The organism is Streptomyces sp. sk2.1 (genome assembly GCF_008120935.1).
Lineage (GTDB): Bacteria > Actinomycetota > Actinomycetes > Streptomycetales > Streptomycetaceae > Streptomyces.
Genome location: NZ_RDBO01000028.1, coordinates 1 through 23394, shown reverse-complemented (window position 1 = coordinate 23394; position 23394 = coordinate 1). Strand labels below are relative to the sequence as shown.

Sequence of the window (23394 nt, the reverse complement as noted above, 5' to 3'; positions counted from 1 at the left end):
CCGCCGCGGCTACTCCTACGACAACAACCCCCACGACCACGGCCTGCTCTTCCTCGCCTACCTCCGCGACCCCGCCCTGTTCACCCGCGTCCAGGAACGCCTCGCCGCCGACGACGCCATGAACCCCTTCATCGAACACCGCGCCTCCGCCGTGGCCCACGTACTCCCCGCACCACCACCCGGCAAACCCCTCGGCGACCAACTCCACTGACCCACAACCAAGTCCACCCACCCCGACCGCGCAACCGCTCCCGACGAACGCCGGGGCGCGCGGGAGCGGGGGCGTCAGCCGGTGCCCCATGGCGTCGCGGGGAGCTTCGCGCCGCGGTCGCGTCCGGAGAACTCCACGGTGGTCGGGGTGCCCAGACCCGGCATCCGCATCGTCACCCGCCGCAGGTCGCCGTCGCCGTCGACCCAGTACGTCAGTGGCGACCGTCCGCCTTCGGGCCCCGCGCCGGGCGTGGTGCCCCGGGCTCGTGGCCCGGCGAACCGGTCGTAGTCGCGGCCGTCGATGCGATCGCGTTCCAGCCAGCGGGCCCCGGACTGTGCGAGCAGCAGCGGGTTGTCGGGGCGGTCCGCACCGAGCCCGATCAGCAGCCGGAGCCCGGCGTCCAGGGGGTCGGCCGTGTAGGAGCGCGAGGACCAGTCCGAGCGCGGGATGTGCTCCGCCTGCCGCCAGGGCGGGCCGCTGCCGCCCTTCGGCGCGGGGGCCAGGCCGAGGCCGCCTGCGTCCCAGACGATCAGGCCGTGGTCGAGCCGCCCGGCGGTTCCGGAGACGCCGGAGGATCCGGTGGGGCCGGTGACCCGGTACGTTCCCACGGCCCGGTGGGTCCGGTAGTCCACGACCCCCTTGACCCGCACCACCATTCCGCCGCCCTCGGCGGCGGTGAGGGTCACCGCCACGGGACTGGCCTGGTACAGGTTCAGCCGCGACAGCCCCAGCCTGGACGCCTCGTCCATCGTCACCGGCCGCTCGGCGGGACGATCGTCGGAGAGGGTCCGGTAGGCGGCCGTGCCGCCCGCCGCGATGCCGCACACCGCGATCGCGATCGCGATCAAGGTTCCGAGCCGGCGGGTCCGATGCGGCGTACGGCCGTCGGTCTTCCTCTTCCGAGCCATGCAGTCGCCTTCTCTCGTCGGTCGGTCACGCGGGAGGGCGGGTTCGCGAACCGCTGGTCCGCGAACCCGCCCGATCCGGCCCGGAGGGCCCCACCGGTACCGGCCGTCCCGCTCGGAGCCTGCCGGGCGGGACCTCCGGTCGTGCGGCAGGCCCTCAGGGGCTATTGGTGCCGCGCCCTTCGCCTGCGCATCAGCACGACCAGTGCCGCGCCGAGAGCGGTGAGCACCGCGCAACCTGCCAGGGCCGGCAGAACCGCCTGGCCCGTTCCGGTGGACGCCAGGCCCGAGCCGGGCACGTGGCCCGGGTCATTCGGCCCACCCTGTGCGTCCGGCGCGTTCGGTGTGTTCGGTTTCGGTGTCGGCGTGGTGGCGGGCAGTCGCCGGTTGACCGCTGTCACCGAGACCCCGGCGTCGAGGTTCTCGGAGGTCAGCACCAGCGGCCCGAACACCGCCACGTCCGGTGCGGCGTACCCCGCGGGCGGGCTGATCTCCTGCCAGTAGTACGTGCCCGGTGTGCCGGTGCCGCGGCAGATGCCGTCGGTCCTGGTCGCACAGGGCTTGCCGACCCGTGTGTCGGGCTTCGCCCCGGTGGTCTGCAGGTCGTCGGAGCCGTTCGTCTCCTTCCACAGCTGGAACTTCGCGCGGGCCAGCGGTCTGCCGTCCTGGTCGTGTTTGACCAGGCGCAGCGCGCCCTCCTGTTGCCGGAAGCCGAAGTCGTAGGTGTGGTCGTTCTCCCCCGGTCCGCCGGTGGTCAGTTCCCGCTGCGGGAACTTGGCGTCGCGCGGGACGACGCCCTTGGAGTCGACGAAGTGGTTGTCGCCGACGTCCGCTTCCGTGGGCACCCATTGATGGAGCGGCCCGCCCTCGGCGTAGTCGGCCGGTTCGTCGAGGCGGATGGTGTACTCGGTCCTCGGCAGGAGGCCGCCGGCGACGTTGGAGTCGTCGAAGTAGTACTCACCGCGCGCCGTCGTCCTGGTCGTTCCCACGACCTTGCCCGACCGGTCGTACAGGTGGACGGTCACGCCCTCGACCGGTTTCTGGCCGGGGCTCTGGGTGCCCTTGCGCTCGGGGTCGTACCAGACCCGGTTGCCGATCTGGAGGGGCGCCTGGTCGCAGAGCACCTCCAGGTCGCCCATCGAGGCGCCCTTGCCGAACGGTGCGACGGTCCCCGGCGGGTTGAGGCGCAGTCCGAACTTCGGGTCCCGCTCGCCGTCGCGCCGGACGAAGGAGGTGCCGTACCCGAAGGCGGTGTCGTTGGGGTCGAAACCTGAGGTCGCGATGGTGTCCTCGACCGCGGAACGCGCCATGCCCGCGAAGGCCCCGTTGGGATGGATGGCACCCATGCGGCTGTTGTCGAAGAAGCGGGTGCCCCTGGGTGAGAGCCCGCAGCCGTTGTTGGTGTCCATCACGTACGTATCGCCCGCCCGGCATGCCTTGTTCAGGTCACCACCGGCCAGGACACTGGAGATCGAGCCCGGCGTGGGGGCGGCGGCCGAGGCCCGGTCGGCGAGGCGGTCTCGGAAGGCCAGCAGCATGGAGCCGTCGGTCTCGAAGGCGATCTCGCCCAACTCCGGTTCGGGACGGGCCAGATAGAGCTGGCACGGCTGGCCGTTCTGGGAGGTCGGGAAGGTGTTGGTCCAGGGGAACCAGCCCGCGCCCTCGCACGGGGGCGAACCGCCCGTGGGCTTGCGCGGATAGTCCAGCGGCTGGTCGAGGACCGGCTTCCGGAACGCCCCGGTGGCGAGGTCGAAGGGCATGACCACCGCGCGCAGGTCGGATGCCTTTCCGGTGGACTCGCCGGAGCACACTCCGCCGACGTAGCCGACGCCGTCGTGGAGACCGAGGCCGAACGGCCGCCAGTCCACCGGCGCCGGACAGCCCGGGTCCGGGATCGACGCGACGGCCTTCGGCTTCGCCGCGGTCGCCGCGGTGGCGTCGTAGCGGTAGAGCTTGCGGTTGTTGAGGTTGACGACGAACAGGTCCCTGCCGTCATCGGTGATCTTGATACCGCCCAGGCTCTCCTTGCCGGGCACGGCGACGAAGGCGTCGTCGGTTCCCGGGCCGTGCGCCGTCGCCCCCGCGTCCGGGACGACGGTGAACAGGGTGGTCTTCTTCTGTGCGCGGTCGGTCACGTAGATCCCGCCGGCGCCGCCCGGGCCGTAGGCCGTGGTGCGCTTGGCCGTCGCGGAGGAGAACACCCGCTTGTCGGCCTTGTTCCACGCGATGCCGAACAGCGTGCCGGTCTCGGCGTTGGTGGCGACGTCCGTGACGTCGACGTCGACGCCGTCCTGGCCCCGTGCGTCGTACGGGAAGGAGACCAGCGTGCGCTGGGCTCCGCCCTCACTCATGGCGGACTGGCAGGTCGTCACCAGTGGGGCGTTCTTCTGGCAGTAGTCGCCCGGGCTCCACAGCCCGGTGGTGTACGTCACGCTCTTGCCGTCGGAGAGGTCGACGAACTCCTCGTTGCTGCTCATCCGGTTGGGCGCGCCGTCCAGTCCCTGGCGCGAGGCGAAGGCCGGGAACAGCATGTCCGGCTTCGGATTCACCACCTGCACCCGGTACTTGCCGCCGGTGACCCTGCCCTCCGGCGGGGTCAGTGTCACGGTGCCGTCGGCCGCCGTGACCCCTTCGACGGCCGCCCCGGCGTCGTCGGTGAGGGTCACCTCGACACCGGCCATGCCGGGTTCCAGCGCGGGTGTCCACACTCCGTCGGTGTCCACGGCCCGGACCACCCGGACCGTCACCGATCCGTCCTTCTCCTGCGAGTGCGCCGCGGGCGCCCCGGCCAATGAGCCACTACCGATTCCCGAAGCGAGCGCGACCAGACAGCCGACGGTGCGGCGGCCGAGTAACCCCGGTCGTCGCCGACGCGGCCGGGGCGCGGCTCCCTTCACTTGTTCATTTGTTGATGTCATCCCCTGCTCTCAGCGTTCGGAAGGGCTCGCAGCCCTGCTCGTGAGGGAGTACATGGAGATACGGAGAACCGCATTGCCGGCGATCCTAAAGGGAGTTCGAGCAAGATCGTGACCGAATGGTGAATTTGCCCTCGGGCGGCATCATTTTCGGGAGAATTCCGCGTCGGCCCGTCGGTGACCTCGCAGTGCATATGCCACATGGACTGTCCGGCGAGGAGATTGAATAGGGACAGGTGTTCGGTGGCGGGAAATTGACTTCCGTGCCCGCCGCGGATTCCTCGTCCGTCGGCTTCCCGGGCCACCGCATCGGGAACCGACTCGTCTCCCTCCCGCGTGGCGCCCCGTCGCCGGGTGGGGAAAACCCCCGGCGGAACGGGTGGCGTTCCCCAGGGACCGGGCGGGCGGGGTGAGGCAGGGTTGTGGGCCCGGCCACTGCACCGTTCTCCAGGGGGAGTCCTCCATGTCCAGTCCCGCGGCCCCTGCGCGGTCCGGGCGGTTCGCAGGCGTCCCGGGCCGTGTGCCCGCCCTGCTCGCCGTCCTCGCCGCAGTCCTCGTTCCCGCCGTCTTCGTGGTGCCGCACATGCTGGCAGCGGACGGATCGGAGGACGGTTTCGCGGATCAGCGCAACCTCATCGACACCGTCGGCGAGGAATTCGTCCGGTACTGGAACTCCGGTGACCGGATTTTTTCCCCCGGGATGGCGGGGGTCGTCGATTACTGGTTCCGTTTCCATGTGGCCAAGGCGGTGATCGCCGCGATCCTGTCGGTCGTGCTCGTGGCGCTCGGCTTTCTCCTCCGGAAGTCCTGCCCGCGGGGCAGCGGTGCCGGGCCGGCGAAGAGGGCCGCCGTCGCTACGGGCGGCGTCGTCGTCACGGTGCTCGCCCTGTTCTCGTCGGTGATCGTGGTGGCCAACATCCAGGGCGCGGTGGCACCGTTCACCTCACTGATGTCGATGCTGCCCGTGGGAACCCGCCACGGAAGGCTCGCCGACACGCTCGATCAGGTCCAACGGCGACTGGCCGACTCCCTGGAAACGGGTGCCGCTCCCCCGCCCGCCCTCGACGTGATGATCGGAGACAACTCCCGGTATCACGTGGCGTTGGCGGTGATGGCCGCGATCGTGTCGGTCGCCCTCGCCGCCCTGAGCTCGGTGTTGTGGCGGCGGTTCCTGCGAACGGGGCCGTCCGCCGGGCGCACCGGGCGCGCGCTGGGGGCATCCGGTGTGCTGACGGCTCTGCTGTCGCTGGTCGTGGCTGTTGTCGCGGTGGCCAACCTGTCCACCGCGTCCGATTCGGCACAAGGGCTGTCGGTGTTCTTCAACGGCGGATGAGGATGCCGGTCCCCGCGTGAACGGGGTCGGTCCCGGACGGCCGCGCCCCGGTGAACGGGCCCCGGCCGTCCGGGAACCCGCCCCGCCGGACTCATCGGACGGCGTACCCGTCCCACAGGGGGCCGCCGCACCGGTCCAGCACTTCTGTCACGACCGCGGCGAAGGGCTCCACGTCCCCGGACATCGCCTGCGCGGCGGTTGCGGACAACGCGCGGTGCGTTTCGGGGTCGGCCGCGGCCAGCCGCCGCGACAGCCACTTGCCGCCGCCGAGCCAGTGCCCGCGGACCGACAGGACCAGTTCCGAGGCCTGCTGCAGCATGTGCGCGACCAGGTACGCCCGTTCCGCGGGGTCCGCACAGCCACGCAGGTCGTCGAGCAGGTCGGTCAGGGTGTACCGCCGGCGATCGCGCTCGGCGTCCGAGAGCGGCGGCGGGCCCGCGGCCCAACGTCTCCGCGCCTCGTCCTGGAGCGAAGCGCCCAGCCCGTCCGTGTCCACCAGGAGCATGCCGTCGGCGCACATGGCGAGCAGCGGCGAATTCCATTGCTCGGTCTCCTGGTCTGCGAAGCCGTGCCAGGCGGCCTCCGTCTGTACGAACAGTTCCACCGGCCAGCCCCGGTGCACCAGGTTCTCCCGGTTGGGGGCGGGCGGCCCGTCCAGGAGGACCACGATGTCCAGGTCGGACGTGGGTGTCCGGCGGTCGGTCAGCACACTGCCTGCGAGGAAGGCCGCCCGGGCGGCGGGGAACCGGTCCCGCACCAGTTCCCGGGCGGTGAGCACGGGGTCGTCCATGGTTGCAGCGTACGTGCCCGCGTCGGCCCCGCGGGAGGGCGGGGCCGACGCGTCACGGACGGCGGGCGGCTCCGCTCCGCCTCAGCGGCCCGTTCCGTTCGGTGTGCCGACAGGTGCGGATTCGTCGGCGGGTGACGGGTGGTAGCCGGTTTCCTCGCGTATCCGCAGGGACTGTGCGGTGTGTTCGGCCTCCGCCGCGGTGGCACCGGTGGTGCGGGCGATGGCGGCGAGGGCCGTCAGCGCACGGTGTTCCGCGGGACGCAGCTCCAGGGCGCGGGCGATGGCCGGCGCCCGGTCGCCGTGGTGCGAGGCGAGGTCCGTGTCGCCGGCCGCGAGACGGGCGCGGGCGAGTTGGGTGCGGGCGTCGGCCTCCTGGTGGCGGAAGTCGCAGCGGTGGGTGATCCTCAGGGCCTCTTCCAGGTACGCGACGGCCCGGTCCGGACGGCCGCGCAGCCGGTGCAGGCCGGCGAGGGTGATCAGGCAGTCCGTCTCGTCGGCCGGGTCGCCCGTCTCCCGGGCTCTTCGCAGTGCCCGCTCGGCATGCGTGTCGGCGAGGTCGAGGCGTCCGGTGTCGCGACGGATCCGGGCGAGGATCTCATGGGCACCGGCCTCACTGTGCTGTTGCTGATGGCTGCGGCACAGGCGCAGTGCCTCGGTGCCGTCGGCCAGTGCTTCCTCGTACCTTCCCAGGGAGTGATGGGCGATGGCCCTGTTGATTCGGGGACTGATCACGAAGGACCGGTGCCCGGCCCGCACATGGGTTTCGATCGCCTCGATCGTGCATACGAGGGCCTGGTCCAGCTCGCCGAGGTACGAGTGGATCAGGCCCGCCATGTTGAGCCCCCGGCCCAGCGAGATGGGCCGCCCGAGGGAGCGGGCGTTGGCGATGCCCGCCTGTTGCCAGCCGAGCGCGTGGCGCATCTGGCCGCGCTGCCCGTAGTGGAGTGCCAGGTTGGTCAGGATGGTGCCCTCGCCGGGCGCGAACCCCGCACGACGGTATCCCTCCAGGGCCAGGTGCACGGCTTCGAGGGCGGCCGGTATGTCCCCGGCGTGCCGGCGCAGGAGGAAGAAGCCGTGCCGCATGGCGGCCCGGGCGAGCACCTCGCCCTCGCGCTCGGCCGCGCGCAGCCCGGCCGTCGTGGCCGCCTCCCACTCGGGCTGGTGCCGTCGGCGGTAGAAGTACGGGCGCAACTGGTCGGCCAGTTGCCAGGCGATCGGGCGCGGACCGGCTTCGGCGGCATGGGTGATGACCGCGACGAGGTTGGCGCGCTCGCCCTCCAGCCATGCGAGTGCCCGGTGCCGGTCGGAACCGGCCGGACACGGCGCGTGGCCGCGGCAGTTGGACGGACCCGGTGCAGCCGAAGGCGGTGGCGGCGTCGGTGGTGGCCAGATACCAGTCGCACAGCCGCTGCCAGGCCGTCGCCCGGTCCGGGTCGGCCGCCGCGTGCTCGGCGGCGTACAGCCGCGGCAGGTCGTGGAACCGGAGCCGGCCGGCGACCGTGTGCTGCAGGAGGCCGGCGGCGTCGAGGAGGCGCTCGGCGACGGCGGGGGGCGAGTCGAGCAGGGCGACGGCCGCCTCGGCGGTGAAGTCCGGGCCGGGGTGCAGACCGAGCAGGCCGAACAGCCGTGCCGTGTCCGGCTCCAGGGCGGTGTACGAGTGGTCGAAGGCGGCCCGGACGGCGGCCCGGCGGTCGCCCTCGACGGACAGCTTGGCCGGCCGCCCGTCGCCCGCCAGTTCGGCCGCGTAGTCGGTGAGCGACCAACCGGGGCACGCGGCGAGGTTGGCGGCGGCGATGCGCAGCGCCGGGGGAAGACGGGCGCACAGTGCGGCCAGTCGCTCGGCGGCCTCCGGCTCGCCCGACACCCGTCCCGCGCCCAGGGCACCGGCCAGCGGGGAGCGGGCCTCGGCCGGGGCGAGCACGTCGAGGGGGACGGTGCGGGCCATGTGGCTCACGGCCGGGCCGCGCAGGTCGGACCGGCTGGTGATGAGCACCGCGATCCCGGCGGTCCCGGGCAGCAGCGGACGGATCTGGTCGGCATCGGCGGCGTCGTCCAGGACGAGGAGCACCTTGCGGTCGGTCATCCGGCCGCGGAAGGCCGCCGCGCGGTCCTCCAGCGGATTCGGGGATGGTGTGCGGGTCCTGTCCGGAGGCGCGCAGCATCGCGGACAGCGCCTCGGCCGGGTCACGCGGCCGGCCGCTGTTGCCCGCCAGGTGCACGTACCACCGGCCGTCGGGGAAAGCGGTACGCAGCCGGTGGCCGAGGTGCGCGGCGAGCGTGCTCTTGCCGACGCCGGGAGAGCCGGACACGACGACCGGTGTGGCGACGGGGGCGGTCAGTTCCTCCTCGATGCGCCGGACCGTTCCGGTGCGTCCGACGAACCCTGGTGGGTCCAGCGGCAGTTGGCACTGGACGGTCCAGGGGGACTCGGCCGGTTTGCGTGCGGTGGCGGTGGCTGTTGCCGGTGGGGCGGCCGGCGGCGGGACCGGTTCGGGGCCGCCGAGCATCGCCCGGTGCAGGCGTTGCAGTTCCGGGCCCGGGTCGATGCCGAGTTCCTCGGCGAGCATGTTTCGCAGATGTTGGTAGTGGGCGAGGGCATCGGCCTGCCGGCCGCAGCGGTACGCGGCGAGCATGTACTGGGCGGCCGGCCGCTCGTCCAGCGGGTGGGCGGCGCTCCGCTCGGAGAGGGGCGTCAGCAGCGCGGTGTGCTCGCCCATCCGCAGCCGCAGGTCGGTGCAGTCCAGCTCCGCGGCCCACTGCTCCTTGCGGAGGGTTTCGCGGGTCGCGTTGAACCAGGGGGTGTCGACACCGGGGAACGGTTCGCCCCGCCACAGCTCCAGCGCCTGCCGGAACAGTGTCACCGCCCGCGCGTCGTCGTCGCACTGCCGGGCCGGTCCGAGCAGTTGGCGGAACCGGTGCACGTCGACCGTCGACTCGTCGGCGGTGAGCACATGTCCGCCGCCCTGTCCGCAGGTGATCACTCCCGGCAGCAGCCGGCGCAGCCGGGACACGTAGCTGTACAGGGTCTGCGTGGCGCGTTGCGGCGGCCCGTCCCCCCACACCCGGTCCGCCAACCGGTCGACCGTCAACGGCCGGTTGGCGGTCATGAGCAGTGCGGCCGGCACCGTCTGCTGCCGGGCCGGCCCGAGTTCGACGGGGCCGGTGTCCGTGTGCGCCCCGACCTCACCCAGCAGCCGAAACTCCACACCCGCCCCCGTCCGTGCCTGGCCGCAGACGCGGTCCCGCCGGGGGTTCCAGGTTTCCCACGAGGTCGCCGCACCAAGGATCGCCCCGGAAGCGCATGGGGCAGCGTTGTGCAGACGCCCAGGAATCCGGCGTGACGGCTGGGCACCTGCGGACAGACAGGAGCGAAACAAAATCCCATCATGGCTTTGGTCACGCTGCGAGGACGCGCAACGTGCCGTATCCGTGGAGGAGTTGCCATGTCGGGCAGGAGAAGGTGGCGTACGGTCGGCGGGCTTCTGGCCGCCGCCGTGTTGATGGTGGGTGCGGCACCCGGGGTTTCCGCAGGTGCCGTCGGCGCGGGTGGCGCGACCGGGGCGCCGTCGGTGGTGTCGGCGGACGCGGGAGGCGTCCCGTCCGCGGGCAGCGACTGGGGCGCGCCGGGGCCGTACGCCGTGAGCGTGGAAGTCGGGGTCGTGCACACCTTCTACCGGCCGCAGGACCTGGGGCAGTCGGGCGGGCCCCACCCGGTGATCATCTGGGGCAACGGCACGGGCGCGGTGCCCGCGGTGTACAGCTCGCTGCTGCGGCACTGGGCGAGTCACGGCTTCATCGTGGCCGCCGCCAACACGCCGACCTCCAACTACGCGATCAGCATGCGTCTGGGCATCGACGTGCTGGAGCAGCGGAACGCGGACAGTTCGAGTCCCTACTACCGCAAGGTGGATCTGGCGCACATCGGATCGGCCGGTCACTCGCAGGGCGGCGCGGCCGCCGTCAACGCGGCGATCGATCCGCGGGTGATCACCGCCGTGCCCATCCAGCCGGGTCCCCTGACCGATCCGGATCTGATGGACGAGCCCGTCCTCTACCTGGCCGGACAGCAGGACAGGATCGTGTGGCCGGTGCTGGTGAAGTCGATGTACCAGGACTCCGACCACGTCCCGGCGGTCTACGGTGAGGTCCGGGGCGCCGGTCACCTCGACTCGATCGGCGACGGCGGGGACTTCCGCGCCCCGGCCACCGCCTGGTTCCGCTACTGGCTGATGGGCGACGGGGCGGCCGGCCGGATGTTCTTCGGGCCGGACTGCGGCTACTGCACGGATGCCGCCCTGTGGTCCGGCTGGGAGCGGAACGCCGCCGCGCTGCGGATCGCCGGTCCGGCGGTCTGAGGGACCGGCCCGGTCCGGCACGGTGCCCCGGTCCCGGCGCCGGGCCTCGCCCGAATCGGTCGACTCGCCCGATTCGGGCGGTGGTTGCGGTGTCCCGCCCGGGAGACCTCCGGAGCGGGACACGGCGCTCAGCTCGCGGAGCGCTCCGCGAGGGGGCGGCGTCGGCGTGCCGGGTCGGTCAGGGACGGCGGGGTCCAGGCGGCATCCGTGCGGTAGATGTCCGTGCCCGGCGGGACGATCTCGTCGATGCGGTCCAGGGTCGCGTCGTCGAGAGTGAGCTGTGCGCCCTTCAGCAGGCCCTCCAGCTGGTCCGTCGTGCGCGGGCCGATGATGACCGAAGTGACGGCGGGATGCGTGGCGGCGAAGGCGACGGCCAGTTCGGGCAGTGAGCGGCCGAGGTCGGCCGCCAGCTCGGCCAGTTGCTCCACGGCCTCGTACTTGGCGGCGTTCTCCGGGAGTTCGGGGTCGAAGCGGAACGGTTGCAGGGCGGCGCGGCCGGTGGTCATGTCGACCGTCCGCGTCCTGCGGTACCTGCCCGACAGGAAGCCGGCGGCGAGCGGGCTCCAGGTCAGCACGCCCATGCCGTGGCGCTCGCAGACCGGCAGCAGCGACCGTTCGATGCCGCGGGCCAGGATCGAGTACGGCGGCTGCTCGGTGCGCAGGCGCAGCAGGCCGCGCTTCTCGGCGACGTGGTGGGCCTCGACCAGGTCCTCGGCGGGGAAGGTTGAGCATCCGAAGGCGCGGATCTTGCCCTGGTGGACCAGGTCGCTCAGGGCCGACAGCGTCTCCTCGATGTCGGTGTTCTCGTCGGGGCGGTGGATCTGGTAGAGGTCGATCCAGTCGGTCCGCAGTCGTCGCAGGCTGTCCTCCACCGCCCGGATGATCCAGCGCCGGGAGTTGCCGCTGCGGTTGCGTCCCTCTCCCATCCGGAAATGCACCTTGGTGGCGAGCACGACGTCGTCGCGGCGGCCCTTGAGCGCCTTGCCGACGATCTCCTCGCTCTCGCCGGCGGAGTACATGTCGGCGGTGTCGACGAAGTTGATGCCGGCGTCGAGGGCGGCGTGGACGACCCGGGCGCTGTCGTCGTGGTCGGGGTTGCCGATCGCGCCGAACATCATCGTGCCGAGGCAGTGGACGCTGACCTCGATGCCGGTTCTGCCGAGCGTGCGGTATCGCAAGGGGACTCCTGGGCCGGTGGTGCGGGCTGCGGTGTGCCCGGCGGAGCCTACGAGTTGGAGCGGGCTCGAAGTCAAGGGACGGATTCGGCGCCGCGGGACGTGCCGTGGCGGGTGGCGGGGGGCGACGCGCGTCCGGCCGTCGTCCAGCGGTCTCGCCGTCCGGTCCGGCCGTCGGCACGACGTCGCAGCCGTCGGGTTCGGGTCCGTCGGTCCGGCCTCGGCCGCTTCCCCGGTGCGTTCCGCGGGGTCGGTCCGGCAGCCCTTGCGCACACCGCGCACGAACGGGCTCCGGTCCGGTCGGGCGGCCGGTCCGGCGACCTCCGCACCGCCGGCCGTCACGACGGTCGTCGCCACGTCCGCGGCGGGATCGCCGACGCCCGCGTCGCGCCGGTCGATCATCACGGGACCGCTTCGGGCGAGAAGCGCGCCGCCCGGATGCGGGGCCGGACGCAGCACCCGGTCGGCTCCCTGCGGGGAGTCCGTCCCGGCGGCGCACCGGCTGCCCGCTCAGAGTCCCGGGACGTCGTCGGCAGGGGGCCTGGGGCGCGGGATGGGTATCTCGCGCCGCATGTTCGTACCGCCCGCGTCCACGCTCACGAAGACCGTGCCCAGGGTGGCGGACTGCTGGACGGTGAGGCCGTACTGGCGGACGTCCGCGGCCCGGCAGAGCGGATCGAGGAGACCGGCGACGACTTGCTGGGCATCGGCTATCTGCTCGGGCGGGCAGTGCCTGAGCCGAAGCTCGGCGGCGACGACGCGCTGGGTGTGGCGGATCGAGCCGAGGCCTGCCGGCATACAGACGTACATGAGTACCTCCACTCCTCGGGGGGGGCGACCGGGAGAAGAATTTTCGGCCAAGTGGCCTAAACCACTATCTAGGGTCACCCGACACTCTGCAACCCTGCAGAGTGCGGGGCGGCGGTCACTGTTGGATCGTGGAACGCGGACCCGCCGACGAGAAAGGGCTCCGAACTGTGTCACGGCCCCGCTCCGGCCCCACTGTGGCCCTGCGTCTGTTCGCCTCCGAGCTGCGCGCCCGGCGCGAGACCGCGGGCTTCACCCTGGAGGCCGCCGCCGCGGCGCTCGGTGTGCACGAAATGACGCTCAGCCGTCTGGAGCTCGCCAGGACCGCCCCGCGCCGCGCGACGGTGGGCCACCTGCTGCACCTGTACGGGACCCCGGACGCCGAGGCGGAGACGGTCCTGGCCTCGCTGGAGGAGGTGCGCCGGCCGGGCTGGTGGCACCCGTACCGCGACATCCTCCCCGACCACCTGGCCGGGGTGATCGACCTGGAATCGGCCGCCAGCCTGATCCGTACCTACGCCCCCGGCGTGGTTCCCGAACTGCTCCAGACCCCCGGCTACGCCCGCGCGCTCCTGGAGCTGCGGCACCCCCGTGCCGACGCGGAGGAGATCTGCCGGCGGCTGCGGCTCCTGGAGGAGCGCCAGCGGCACACCGTCCACCGCGCGGACCGGCCCGTGCGCTTGTGGGCCCTGGTCGAGGACGTTGTACTGGAGCGGGTGATCGGGAGCCGGGAGGTGATGGCCGAGCAGCTCGCCCACCTGGACCGCTTCACCGTGCACCGGGGAGCGGTCACCCTGCAGGTGATCCCCGCGACGGCCGGGCAGCACCCGCTGCTGCTGAGCGGATCGGCGGACATCCTGCGCTACCCCCACCGGCAGCTCGCCGACCGGCTGATCGTGCGCGGCCTCCACCCGGAGGCGTCGACGGTCACGGAGGACCAGGGGGCGGTCCTCGCCTACCTCGCCGCGATGGACGCGACCGCGGCCCTCGCCCCGCCCCCGACCACCCGCATCCGGACCGGAAAGGACTCCCCCTCATGACCGACGGCACGCAGGACCTGGACCTCCAGCCCGAGAAACCGCACTCCGCGCGGTTCTGGAACTACCTGCTGGGCGGCAAGGACAACTTCGCCGCGGACCGGGAGCTCGGCGAGCAGATCAAGCGCGAGTACCCCGTCATGGTCGATCTGGCCCTCGCCACCCGCGCGTTCCTCGGGCGGGCGGTACGACACCTGGCCGGCGAGCAGGGGTACCGGCAGTTCCTCGACATCGGCACCGGGCTGCCGACCGCCGACAACACCCACGAGGTCGCGCAGCGCGTCGCGCCCGACGCCCGGATCGTCTACGTCGACCACGACCCGATCGTCCTCGCGCACGCCCGCGCCCTGCTCACCAGCACGCCCGAGGGCGCCACCGACTACGTGGACGCCGATCTGGCGGACCCGGACACGGTGCTCGCCCACGCCGCGCGGACGCTGGACCTGGACCGGCCGGTCGCGCTGATGCTGATGTCCGTCATCGGCCACGTCACCGATCCCGCCGAGGCCACCGCCCTGGTGCAGGAGTACATGACCCGCCTCGCGCCGGGCAGCTGCCTGGTGCTGTGCACGACTCTGGCGTCCCCCGAGGCCGACGCCGCGAGCGATTCCTACGGGTCCTCCGGGGCCGTCCCCTACGTGACGAGTTCCGCCGAGGCGATGACGGAGATGGCGAAGGGCCTCACCATCCCTCCGCCCGGCCTCGGACCGATCAACCGCTGGTTCCCCGACCCCGGCTCCGACCCCGGCCCGGACAGCGAGCAGTGGGGGTACGTCGCCTACAAGGCGGCTTAGGGCAGGCAGCCGGGAGGGGCGGGGCGAGCAGCGGCGGACCGGCTCGCCCCGCCCCTCGTCCCATCGGGCGTCAGCGCGGTCCGGTCGCCGGCCAGGCCCCGGGGTGGGGCACGCGCAACGCCTCGGGCGGCACGGGGGTGTGGTCGGCGGCGGCGTGGACGCGGCCGTCGCGCAGGACCACGGCGCCGCTGCGGAGCATGGTCGTGACCAGTTCGGCCGCGAGGTCCTCGGGGCGCGCGCCCAGGAGGCGGGCGGCGTCCGTCAGCCAGGCACGGGCGTGGAGGTACGGCTCGACCTCGTCGGCCGGGATCCCGTCGCGGATCATCAGGGCGAAGGCGAAGATGCGGCGGGCGCCGTACCAGACCGCTCCGTCGGGGTCGTCGACGAGGCGCCGGGCGCGGCGCAGGGCGGCGGCGAACGCGGCTTCGGGGTCGGTGGGGAGCGGGCCGTGGGAGGGGAGGATCACGCGCGGGTCGAGGTCGGCCATCCGTTTGAGGGAGGCGAGCGCGGTGCCGGTCGCCTCGGGGCCGTCGAGGGCGAGGTTGACCCAGCCGACGTCGTAGTCCGACAACGCGTCGCCGACGACGAGGAGCCGTTCCTCCGGCTGCCACAGCGCGAGGTGGCCCGGGGTGTGACCGGGGGTCCGTACGACTTCCCAGTCGGTGTCCCCGAGGCGGAGGATCCGACCGTCGTCGAGCGGTACGTCCACGGTGTACGGGGCGACGGGCTGGTCGAGGTACTCGGCGGCGCAGCAGCCGGGGTCCCGGCGGGTGATCGCCTCGGCCTCCGGCGCACCGGCGGCGACGGCGGCGCCCCGGGCCTGGAGGAGTGCGTTGCCGCCGACGTGGTCGGAGTGCCAGTGGGTGTTGACGACCAGGTCGATGTTCCCGGCGTGGGCACGGGCCCAGGCGGCGGTCTCGTCGGCGTGGCCGACGAAGCCGGTGTCGATCAGGGCCGGCCGCCGTCCGGGCAGCAGGAAGGTGTTGGCGTCGGGGAAGGGGCGCTGCCACCGGATCAGCCAGGGCGGCAGGTCCGGAGCGGGCGGCCGGGGGCTCGTGCGGCGGGCCCGCTCCTGCGGTATCCGGTCCTCCACGTGCGAACACTCTCCTTCGGGTCCGTGCCGGATGGGGCGGGACGGCTCCTCGGCCGGTCGGCTGTTCCACCGTCCGGAAGGCGCCGATGGCGGTCGTTCCGATGGCGATCATCATGGCACCGCCGGTGCTGACGACGCCCCGGGCGGCCGGGGGCGCGGCGGGATCGTGCGGGCCGGGACGCCGGCGGCGGCGCGGGGCACGTGGTCGGGGCCGTGAGCACGGCCGGGGAGTCCGCCGCGGTCACCGGCGGGCCCGCGACGGCCACGGGCGCGCGGGCCGGGTGCCCGGCGGCCGGCCCGGAGCGGCGCGGCTTTCGGAGGAGGCCGCCGTGACGGCCGCGGTGTTGGCGCCGACGACGACCCCGATGGCCGTCCACGCGGCCGCGTCGAGGTGCTGGTCGAGCACGACGAGGCCGACCAGGGCGGCGAGGACCGGGTTGAGGCTCATGAACACGCCGAAGAAGTGGGCCGGGACGCGTCGGAGCGCGAGCAGGTCGGCGAGGAACGGCACCGCCGAGGACAGCACTCCGGCCGCCAGCGCGCAGGCGAGGGCGGCCGGGGTGGGGGGATGCCGCCAGAGGACCAGGGCGCCGACGGGGAGGTAGAGGGCGCCGGAGACGGCCGCCGCGGCGGCGGAGCCCTCCAGGCCCGGCAGGCGTCGGCCGACCGTGCGGTTGAGCAGGATGTAGCAGCCCCAGCACACCGCGGCCAGCAGCGCCAGGCCGACGCCGAGGTAATCGGTGGACGGGGAGGGGCGGGTGAGCACGACGACGGCGGCCGCGGCCGCCAGCGCGCACAGGGCGTCGATCCGGCGGCGTGAGCCGGCCAGCGCCACGGCCAGTGGTCCGCAGAACTCCAGCGTGACGGCCAGCCCGAGCCCGATGCGGCCGATGGCCGTGTACAGGGACAGGTTCATCACGGCGAACACCAGCGCCAGTCCCAGTACCGGCCGCCACTGCGCCGCGGTGAACGAGCGCGGGCGCGGCCTGCCGACCGTCCACAGCACCCCGGCGGCCACCCACTGGCGGATCGCGACCACTCCGGCCGGGCCGACGACCGGGAACGCCAGCGCCGCCACCGATGCCCCGATCTGGTTGGACAGACCGCTGCCCAGCATCAGCGCCACCCCGACCCGGCTGCTCCCGCCCCGGCCCGGTGCACCGCCGTCGGCGGCGAGGGCCCGCCCGGCGTCCTGTGAGGTCTCCATGCCCTCACCGTGCGCTCCCCCGTGCGATACGCAAAATGCATCCGTCGCACTGTCGATACGCTGGACGTATGGATGAGGGCCGAAGGAACACCGCCGGGCTGGAGCTGAAGCACCTGCGCTGTCTGGTCGCCATCGTCGACACCGGCGGCTTCACGGACGCCGCCCTGGAGCTGGGCGTCTCACAGGCCGCTGTCTCCCGCACCCTCCTCGCCCTGGAGAAGATCCTGGGGGTGCGGCTGCTGCACCGCACCAGCCGCACGGTCGAGCCCACCACGGCGGGCGTGCGGGTCCTCGCCCGCGCCCGCCTGCTGCTGGCGGGCGCCGACGAACTCGTCACCGAGGCCACCACCGGTCACAGCCGCCTGCACATCGGCCACGCCTGGTCGGCCTTCGGCCGTCACACCACCGAGTTCCAGCGCCGCTGGCACCACGACCACCCCGACGTCGAACTCCGGCTCATCCGCCACAACTCCTCCACGGGAGGACTCGCCGAAGGGCTGTGCGACCTGGCGGTCGTCCGCGGATCCCTCGACCTCAAACCCTGGTCGCACGCCCTCGTCGGCCACGAGCACCGCTGTCTGGCCCTCGCCTCCGACGACCCGTGGGCCCGGCGCCGCAGTGTCCGCCTGGCCGAGGTCGCCACCCGCACCCTCGCCCTCGACCGACGCACCGGTACCACCACCTCGGCCCTGTGGCCCGAGGGCGAACGGCCCGCCGTCGAGCACACCCACGACATCGACGACTGGCTCGCCGCCATCGCCTCCGGCCGCTGTGTCGGTCGAGGGCGAGGGTGCGGGTGGCGACCTCGGCCAGGCGGACACTGCGGCGCCGGGCCCACGGGTCGTCGGAGGCGAGGGCCAGACAGCGGTGCTCGTGGCCGACGAGGGCGTGCGACCAGGGTTTGAGGTCGAGGGATCCGCGGACGACCGGGGGAAGCGGGCGCGGGGTCGAGGACGTGGTTCGGTGCGTGATGGTTCATCGGTGACGGTTCTCCCACCGCCGTCGACGGCGGACGGCCGGAGCGGCACGGCGGGAAGCCGGTGCGGTACGGCGGACGGCCGGAGCGGCGGTGTACGGGTGAGGTGGGACATGACACGGTTCGCCGCCGTCCCGGCACCCGAGGCGGACGCCTCGCGCAACCGGTGCGACGGGCCCGGTCAGTTCCGCCAGACCTGCAACTCCGCCCGCCGCCCGCCACCGGGCCGCGGCACCTCGGCCGCCCGGACCGGCGGGGCGCGCCCCGCGGCCACGAACACCACCGCTTCGACGTGCAGCGGTTCCTGCTGGGGCGTCAGTTCCTTGTCCCAGCCCGGCTGTGCCCACGTCGGTTCGTCGAAACCGGCGCACGGCTGAGGGCCGTGGTGCTCCCCGTCGCAGGGGCCCGGTACGTCGGGGGCGTGCCCGGCCGTCGCCCGCGGCGCGGAGTGCGAGGCGTGCGAGGCGTGCGCGGCCGTGTCCGCCACGGCGAGCAGGTCGGTCCGGCCGGAGCCGCCGACCAGCGGGCCGTGGGCGCAGGCCACCACGTGGATCAGCGCGACGAGCACCAGGGCGAGCCACGGCCACCGGGCCGCGGCCCGACGTGACCCGGGCTCCGCGCTGATCCTCACTCACGTAACGTATCCGCACCGCTACATAAAGTTCCTGTCAGTGGTGCGTCGCGTCGCGTCGCGTCGTGCCGTGCTGCTCCGCGGCGCGGTGCTCAGTTGTCGAACCAGACGACGAGGCGGACGTTGTCGGGGCCGTGGCGCTTGGCGAGGGTGCGCATCACCGTCCACACGTCGCCCCACTGGCCGTCGGGCACCGCCTGCCGCCGGCTGAGGCGTGCGATGCGGAAGAGCCGGTCGCCGTCGAGCCACTCGGTGCCCTCGGGCCAGTGCTCGCCCGCCCACATGGCGGTCCGCGCATCGGTCCCGATGAGTTCGGCCAGGCGCTCCGACGAGGTGCCGCAGCCCTTCCAGACCCACTGGTCGTCGGGCCCGCGGTGGTACTCGAACGCCGAGGGGTGCGGCTCCAGCCCCGCCGGCTCGTCCCATTCCACCGCGTCCAGCTCCGCCCAGCTGATCCACGACGGGCTGTGGGAGTCGTCGAACTGCTCCGCGAAGGCGCGGGCGACCGCCCGTGAGGCGTCGTCGGGGAACCCCCGCCGCGCCGCCAGCGGTTCGAACGACTCGTCCCGCACCCCGAAGAGGCAGCCGAAGGAGAAGTAGTTCCGGCCCATGAAGAAATGGTCCAGGTCTCCGACGGGGTGCCAGCGGACATCGGGTCCGTCGTCGTCGGGCTCGGAGGTGTCGTAGCAGTCGTTCCTGACCTCGATGTAGCCGTGGATGTCCGTTCCCATGGCGGGAATTCTGGCCGAGGGGCCCGCGTGCCGCGAACGAATTCGGGGCGGGTCACGCCGTTCCGGAGATCCGGTTACGCCGTTCCCGGGACCTGGTCGCACCGTTCCGGAGACCGGGTCGTGCCGTTCCCGGGATCCGGTCGCGCCGTTCCGGAGCCGTCCGCGGGCAGGAAGTCGCCCTCGTACGGGACTCCGGCGAGCGCGGTGTCGACCCGCTCCCGGATGTAGCCGCCGGTCATCGGGCAGTCGAGGGCCCGGTCGGTGCGGCAGCGGAGCATGTGGTCGAGGACCGCCACCGCGCGGTTCAGCTTCTCGATCCGCCGGAGCATCGCGTCCCGCTGCCCGGCGACGAGCGCGAGGCGGTCCGCGGCCTTCTCGCTGCCGACGACGGCCCCCGTCTCGGCGAGGGTCAGCATCCCGTCGTCGTGCCAGAGCTGGACGTAGGCGAGCCGGGCGAGGTCCTCGCGGCTGTAGTACCGGACGCGGCCCCGGCGCTCGCTGTGCCGGACGAGCCCGCGCTCCTCGTAGAACCGCAGGGTCGGGACGGTGAGCCCGAACGCGTCGGCGACCTCGCTGATCGAGTACAGGTCCTCCATCGGACACCTCCAACGCCCGGCCGCACTTGCGCTCAAGCTTACTTGAGCGTGAACGCTGAAGGGGTCGTCCATCCCTGGAAGGTCCCCGTGCCCGTGCCCGTTTCCCCGTCCGCCGTCCGGACCTCCGGTGCGCCCGGTCCGGCCCCGCGGCGCCTCTTCCGCGAACCGTCCGCCACCGCCTCGGCCGTGCTCCTCGTGACCGGCTTCGTCCTGCTGAGCCTGAACACCCGGGTGGCGTTCGGGCAGCTCGGCCCGCTCGCGCCCGTGGCCGGTTTCGGGACCGGGGCCGTCACCCTGCTCGGCCTGCTGCCGCCGCTCTGCATGGGGGCCTTCGCCCCGGTCGTCCCGCTGGTGCGGCGGCGGCTCGGCGAGGAGCGCGGCCTGTTCGCGGCGAGCGTCCTGCTGCTCGCCGGGGCGGTCGTGCGCATGCTGGGAATGCCCGGCCTCCTCGTCGGCACCGCCCTGGTCGGCGTGGCCACGGCCGTGGTGAACGTGCTGATACCCGTGTTCGTGCGCAGTCGGTTCGCCCCGCGCAGGGCCGGCGTCATGATGGGCGTCTACGCCCTGTCGATGGGGGCGGGTTCGGCGATCGTCGCGGCGCTGATGGTGCCGGTGTGGCGGGCCGGCGGGCACGCGTGGGAGCCCGCCATCGGCGTCGCCGTGATCCCCGCCGCCCTCGCGGCCCTCGGCATCGCCCCTCAACTGCGGTACGGGAAAAGGGATGTGAAGCCGGAACGGGTTCGGGTCCGGGTGCGCCTCCTCGGCGGCGACAAGGGCCTCGGCGGCGACAGGGGGCTCGCGTGGAGCCTGATCGTCTTCTTCGGCCTGCAGACCCTGCTCTTCTACACCACCCTCGCCTGGCTGCCCGCGATCCTCGTGGCCTCCGGGGTCGCCGAGGGGACGGCCGGGACGATGCAGTCGCTGTTCATCGTCGGCGTCGCGGTCGGCGGCTTCCTCACCCCGGTGCTGGCCGCGGCCCGCACCGACCAGCGCCCCCACCTCCTCGTGGTGCTCCTGGTCTGCGCGTCCGGGTACGCGGGCCTGCTCGCCGCCCCCGCGGCCGCCCCCGCGCTCTGGTCCTTCGTGCTCGGCGCGGGCCTCGGCGGCGGCCAGGCGGTGTCCGGGGTCCTGTACGTGAAACGGGGCCGGGACCACGACCACGTCGCCGCGCTGTCCACGGCGGCGCAGACGGGCGGCTACCTGCTCGCCGCCGCCGGACCGGTCGCCGCGGCCGCGCTGCACACCGCCACGGGCGGCTGGACCGTACCCCTGCTCGTCCTCACGGGCGTGCTGCTGCCGAGCGCCGCGGCGAGCATGCGCGCGGGCCACGACCGGCCGGCACGGGACTGACCCGGCCCGCACGCCCCGGCCCGCCGTGCACCCGGTCCGCGACCGGGGCGGAGGCGGCCGCTGGCAGACTGGGGACATGCCTCCGACCGGTCCGCGCCGCCTGTCCCTCCAGGAGATCGTCGACGGGCACCGACGTGCCGCCTTCGTCGGCCGGGAGGACGAACTCGCCCTGTTCCGCGCCAATTTCGAGGTTCCCCCGGAGGATGCGCGGCACCGCTTCGTGTTCCATGTCAGGGGGAACGCGGGGGTCGGCAAGACGTCCCTCGTGCGCGAATGGGAGCGGGCCGCCCGGGAGTCGGGCGCACTGACCGCGTGGGTCGACGACGCGGCCGAGTCGATACCCGAGGTACTGGCCTCGGTGGCCGCGCAGTTCGCCGGGCAGGGGCACCCGCTCAAGGCGCTGGACCGGCTGCTCGCCACGTACCGGCGGCAGCTCCACGAGGCGACCGCCGTCCCCGCCGACGGAGAACCCTCCCCGGGCGCCCTGGCCGCGTCGCAGGCCGGGCTGATGGTGGCCGGGACGATACCCGTGCTGGGGGCGCTGGCCGGGGGCCTCGACCCGGCGACGGTGGCCCGGGGCGCGGGCGGACTGCGCGCGGTCTTCGGAGGGCGGGCCCGGCAGGAGGAGGCGAGGCTGTCGGCGGAACCGGTACAGGTCCTCACCCCCGTGTTCGTCGCCGAACTGGAGCGGGTCGCGGACACCGTCCCCTGGGTGGTGCTGTTCCTGGACACCTACGAGCGCACCGCCCCGGTGCTCGACGGCTGGCTGACCGACCTGCTCACCCCGCACCGCCACGGGAACCTCCCCGCGAACCTCGTCCTCACCCTCGCCGGGCAGCGCCGCCTCGACCCCGTGCGCTGGTCCGGGTACGGCCGGCTGCTGGCGGACGTACCGCTGGCCCCGTTCACCGAGCGGGAGTCGCGTCAACTCCTCACCGGCAGAGGGGTGCTGGACGAGACCGCGGTACGGGAGGTGCTGCGGCTCTCCGGCGGGCTGCCGGTCCTGGTGTCCACGCTCGCCACGAACCCGGGCGCGTTCGATGACGCGAACGCGACGGCCGTCGAACGGTTCCTCGCGGCGGAGAGCGACCCCGGGCGGCGCGCGGCGGCCCTGGCGTGCGCCCTGCCCCGGCGGCTGGACGAGGACCTGGTCGCCGTGGCGGCACCGGACGCCGGGCCCGGACTCCACGACTGGCTGAACGAACTGCCGTTCGTCGCCGGGCGGTACACCGGCCGGGCCAGGTACCACGACGTGGTCCGCGCCCCGATGCTCCGGCTGGAGCGCACCGCCTCGCCCCGCCGCTGGGCCGAGGCGCACGAGCGCCTGGCCGGGGCCTTCGCCGCCCGCCGGGACCGGGCGGCCGAGGGCGTGGCCCCGGACCGGCTCTGGACCGAGGAGCCCTGGCGCGAGGCGGCCCTCGACGCGCTGTACCACCGGCTCTGCGCCCACCCGCGCTCCGCGCTCCCCGACGCCCTGCGTGCCGGGATCGACGTCTGCGGGCAGGACCCGGTGGCCGCCCGGCACTGGGCGCGCACCCTCGCGGAGGCGGGCGAGGACGCCGACAGCGCCGTACTGCGCGACTGGGGGCGGGACCTGCTGACCGCGCTGACCGACCACGGGCCGCGCGTCGCCGCCGCCCTCGGGCTGCTGCTGACCCGCGCCGAACTGACCGACACCGACCGGGCGGCCGCCCTCGTGACGCGGGCCTGGGACCACTACCGGGCCGGTGAGGCCGGGACGGCGCTGTCCGACCACGGGCGGGCCGTCGCGATGGACCCGCGCAACGCCAGGGCGTTCCAGGGGCGGGCCGTCGTGCTGCGGGCGCTCGGCCGGTACGGGGAGGCCCTGGCCGACCTGGACCGGGCCGAGGAGCTCGCGCCCGACCGGGCCTGGGCGGTGCGGGAGCGGGGCGAGACCTACCGGCGGATGGGGCGGCTGGAGGAGGCCCTGGTGGTGCTGGACCGGGCGCACGCCCTGGACCCGGCCGACGCCGTGCCGCTCGGCAGCCGGGGCCTGGTGCGGCACCGGCTCGGCCGGCACGAGGAGGCGCTCGACGACTTCGACCGGGCGATCGCCCTGCGGCCGGAGTACCGCTGGGCGCTCGTCCGCCGCGCCCGGGTCCGCTCCACCCTGGGCGACCCGGTGGGCGCCCTCGCCGACCTGGACCGGGCCGAGGAACTGGTACCGGGGCGGGCGGGAACGTACGAGTCGGGACACCGGGACGTACGAGCCGGGCCCCGCGGACCGGGTGCACGGCGGACCGGGGCGTGCGGGCCGGACCACGCCCCGGTCGGCCGACCGTTCAGCCGGCCCCGCCGCCCGGTCGGCCCCGTTGCTCAGCCGGCCCCTCCGCCCAGCCGGTTCCGCTGCTCGCGCGCCCACGCGTACCTCGGGTCGATCTCCAGCGCCCGGTCCAGGTCGGCCAGCGCGTCCGAGGTGCGGCCCAGCTGCTCGTACGCCAGCGCCCGGCTGCCCAGCGCCCAGGCG

General features: G+C 73.8%; 17 protein-coding genes and 5 pseudogenes. 8 read left to right on the top strand and 14 right to left on the bottom strand.

Annotated features, from left to right (window positions below; genetic code table 11):
- Positions 1–211, top strand: a pseudogene (locus tag EAO76_RS11820) (Dyp-type peroxidase domain-containing protein); the annotation flags it as partial.
- A gap of 74 nt (positions 212–285) precedes the next feature.
- Here the strand turns inward: EAO76_RS11820 and EAO76_RS11815 are convergent.
- Together EAO76_RS11815 and EAO76_RS11810 are read right to left on the bottom strand one after the other, a co-directional pair.
- Complete coding sequence (locus tag EAO76_RS11815; RefSeq protein ID WP_148835884.1) at positions 286–1119, bottom strand: hypothetical protein; 834 nt, start codon at positions 1117–1119, stop codon at positions 286–288.
- 161 nt (positions 1120–1280) lie between these two features.
- On the bottom strand, positions 1281–3863 hold the full coding sequence (locus tag EAO76_RS11810; protein ID WP_262375403.1) for an SdrD B-like domain-containing protein: 2583 nt from the start codon (positions 3861–3863) through the stop codon (positions 1281–1283).
- 631 nt (positions 3864–4494) lie between these two features.
- Between EAO76_RS11810 and EAO76_RS11805 the strand changes: the two genes are divergently transcribed.
- A complete protein-coding gene (locus tag EAO76_RS11805; protein WP_262375402.1) occupies positions 4495–5364 on the top strand; it encodes a hypothetical protein in 870 nt (289 codons plus the stop codon).
- 91 nt (positions 5365–5455) lie between these two features.
- On the opposite strand, the gene EAO76_RS11800 is transcribed toward EAO76_RS11805, so the two are convergent.
- The 3 genes and pseudogenes from EAO76_RS11800 to EAO76_RS46070 form a co-directional block, all read right to left on the bottom strand.
- On the bottom strand, positions 5456–6154 hold the full coding sequence (locus tag EAO76_RS11800; protein ID WP_148835882.1) for a nucleotidyltransferase domain-containing protein: 699 nt from the start codon (positions 6152–6154) through the stop codon (positions 5456–5458).
- Between the two features lie 81 nt (positions 6155–6235).
- On the bottom strand, positions 6236–7345 hold the full coding sequence (locus EAO76_RS46075) for a tetratricopeptide repeat protein (protein WP_262375401.1): 1110 nt from the start codon (positions 7343–7345) through the stop codon (positions 6236–6238).
- Positions 7346–8715: 1370 nt separating this feature from the next.
- Positions 8716–9261 (bottom strand): annotated as a pseudogene (locus tag EAO76_RS46070) (BTAD domain-containing putative transcriptional regulator); the annotation flags it as partial.
- 336 nt (positions 9262–9597) lie between these two features.
- On the opposite strand from EAO76_RS46070, the gene EAO76_RS11790 reads away from it, so the two are divergent.
- Complete coding sequence (locus EAO76_RS11790) at positions 9598–10509, top strand: chlorophyllase/cutinase-like alpha/beta fold protein (RefSeq protein WP_148835881.1); 912 nt, start codon at positions 9598–9600, stop codon at positions 10507–10509.
- A gap of 128 nt (positions 10510–10637) precedes the next feature.
- Here EAO76_RS11790 and EAO76_RS11785 read toward each other — a convergent pair whose 3' ends face one another.
- Together EAO76_RS11785 and EAO76_RS11780 are read right to left on the bottom strand one after the other, a co-directional pair.
- Complete coding sequence (locus EAO76_RS11785; protein WP_148835880.1) at positions 10638–11687, bottom strand: aldo/keto reductase; 1050 nt, start codon at positions 11685–11687, stop codon at positions 10638–10640.
- Positions 11688–12194: 507 nt separating this feature from the next.
- Positions 12195–12494 carry a hypothetical protein gene (locus tag EAO76_RS11780; RefSeq protein WP_148835879.1) on the bottom strand — a complete coding sequence of 100 codons (300 nt, stop codon included), beginning with the start codon at positions 12492–12494 and terminating at the stop codon, positions 12195–12197.
- A gap of 194 nt (positions 12495–12688) precedes the next feature.
- Here EAO76_RS11780 and EAO76_RS11775 point away from each other — a divergent pair, with 194 nt between their 5' ends.
- Entirely contained in the window at positions 12689–13531 is an 843-nt protein-coding gene (locus tag EAO76_RS11775) for a helix-turn-helix transcriptional regulator (protein ID WP_187438569.1), read from the top strand.
- On the top strand, positions 13528–14322 hold the full coding sequence (locus EAO76_RS11770) for an SAM-dependent methyltransferase (RefSeq protein WP_148835877.1): 795 nt from the start codon (positions 13528–13530) through the stop codon (positions 14320–14322). The genes EAO76_RS11775 and EAO76_RS11770 overlap by 4 nt, the downstream gene beginning before the upstream one ends.
- 70 nt (positions 14323–14392) lie before the next feature.
- On the opposite strand, the gene EAO76_RS11765 is transcribed toward EAO76_RS11770, so the two are convergent.
- Positions 14393–15415 (bottom strand): MBL fold metallo-hydrolase, encoded by a 1023-nt coding sequence (locus tag EAO76_RS11765; RefSeq protein WP_262375400.1) that lies wholly within the window; start codon positions 15413–15415, stop codon positions 14393–14395.
- A 241-nt stretch (positions 15416–15656) separates the two neighbouring features.
- Positions 15657–16532: a DMT family transporter gene (locus EAO76_RS11760; protein ID WP_187438571.1), complete on the bottom strand. Its 876-nt coding sequence runs from the start codon at positions 16530–16532 to the stop codon at positions 15657–15659.
- Positions 16533–16690: 158 nt separating this feature from the next.
- On the opposite strand from EAO76_RS11760, the pseudogene EAO76_RS11755 reads away from it, so the two are divergent.
- Positions 16691–17401: pseudogene (locus tag EAO76_RS11755) on the top strand (LysR family transcriptional regulator); the annotation flags it as partial.
- Here the strand turns inward: EAO76_RS11755 and EAO76_RS47540 are convergent.
- The 4 genes and pseudogenes from EAO76_RS47540 to EAO76_RS11740 form a co-directional block, all read right to left on the bottom strand.
- Positions 17313–17594: pseudogene (locus EAO76_RS47540) on the bottom strand (hypothetical protein); the annotation flags it as partial. The pseudogenes EAO76_RS11755 and EAO76_RS47540 overlap by 89 nt on opposite strands.
- 185 nt (positions 17595–17779) lie before the next feature.
- Complete coding sequence (locus EAO76_RS11750) at positions 17780–18229, bottom strand: hypothetical protein (RefSeq protein WP_148835874.1); 450 nt, start codon at positions 18227–18229, stop codon at positions 17780–17782.
- A gap of 92 nt (positions 18230–18321) precedes the next feature.
- Positions 18322–18960: a hypothetical protein gene (locus EAO76_RS11745; protein WP_148835873.1), complete on the bottom strand. Its 639-nt coding sequence runs from the start codon at positions 18958–18960 to the stop codon at positions 18322–18324.
- Positions 18961–19034: 74 nt separating this feature from the next.
- Entirely contained in the window at positions 19035–19556 is a 522-nt protein-coding gene (locus tag EAO76_RS11740) for a MerR family transcriptional regulator (RefSeq protein ID WP_148835872.1), read from the bottom strand.
- Positions 19557–19604: 48 nt separating this feature from the next.
- On the opposite strand from EAO76_RS11740, the gene EAO76_RS11735 reads away from it, so the two are divergent.
- Together EAO76_RS11735 and EAO76_RS11730 are read left to right on the top strand one after the other, a co-directional pair.
- Positions 19605–20906 carry an MFS transporter gene (locus EAO76_RS11735; protein ID WP_262375399.1) on the top strand — a complete coding sequence of 434 codons (1302 nt, stop codon included), beginning with the start codon at positions 19605–19607 and terminating at the stop codon, positions 20904–20906.
- Between the two features lie 76 nt (positions 20907–20982).
- Positions 20983–23172: pseudogene (locus EAO76_RS11730) on the top strand (tetratricopeptide repeat protein); the annotation flags it as partial.
- 71 nt (positions 23173–23243) lie between these two features.
- Here the strand turns inward: EAO76_RS11730 and EAO76_RS44480 are convergent.
- Positions 23244–23354 carry a hypothetical protein gene (locus EAO76_RS44480; RefSeq protein WP_399461924.1) on the bottom strand — a complete coding sequence of 37 codons (111 nt, stop codon included), beginning with the start codon at positions 23352–23354 and terminating at the stop codon, positions 23244–23246.
- Positions 23355–23394 lie beyond the last annotated feature (40 nt).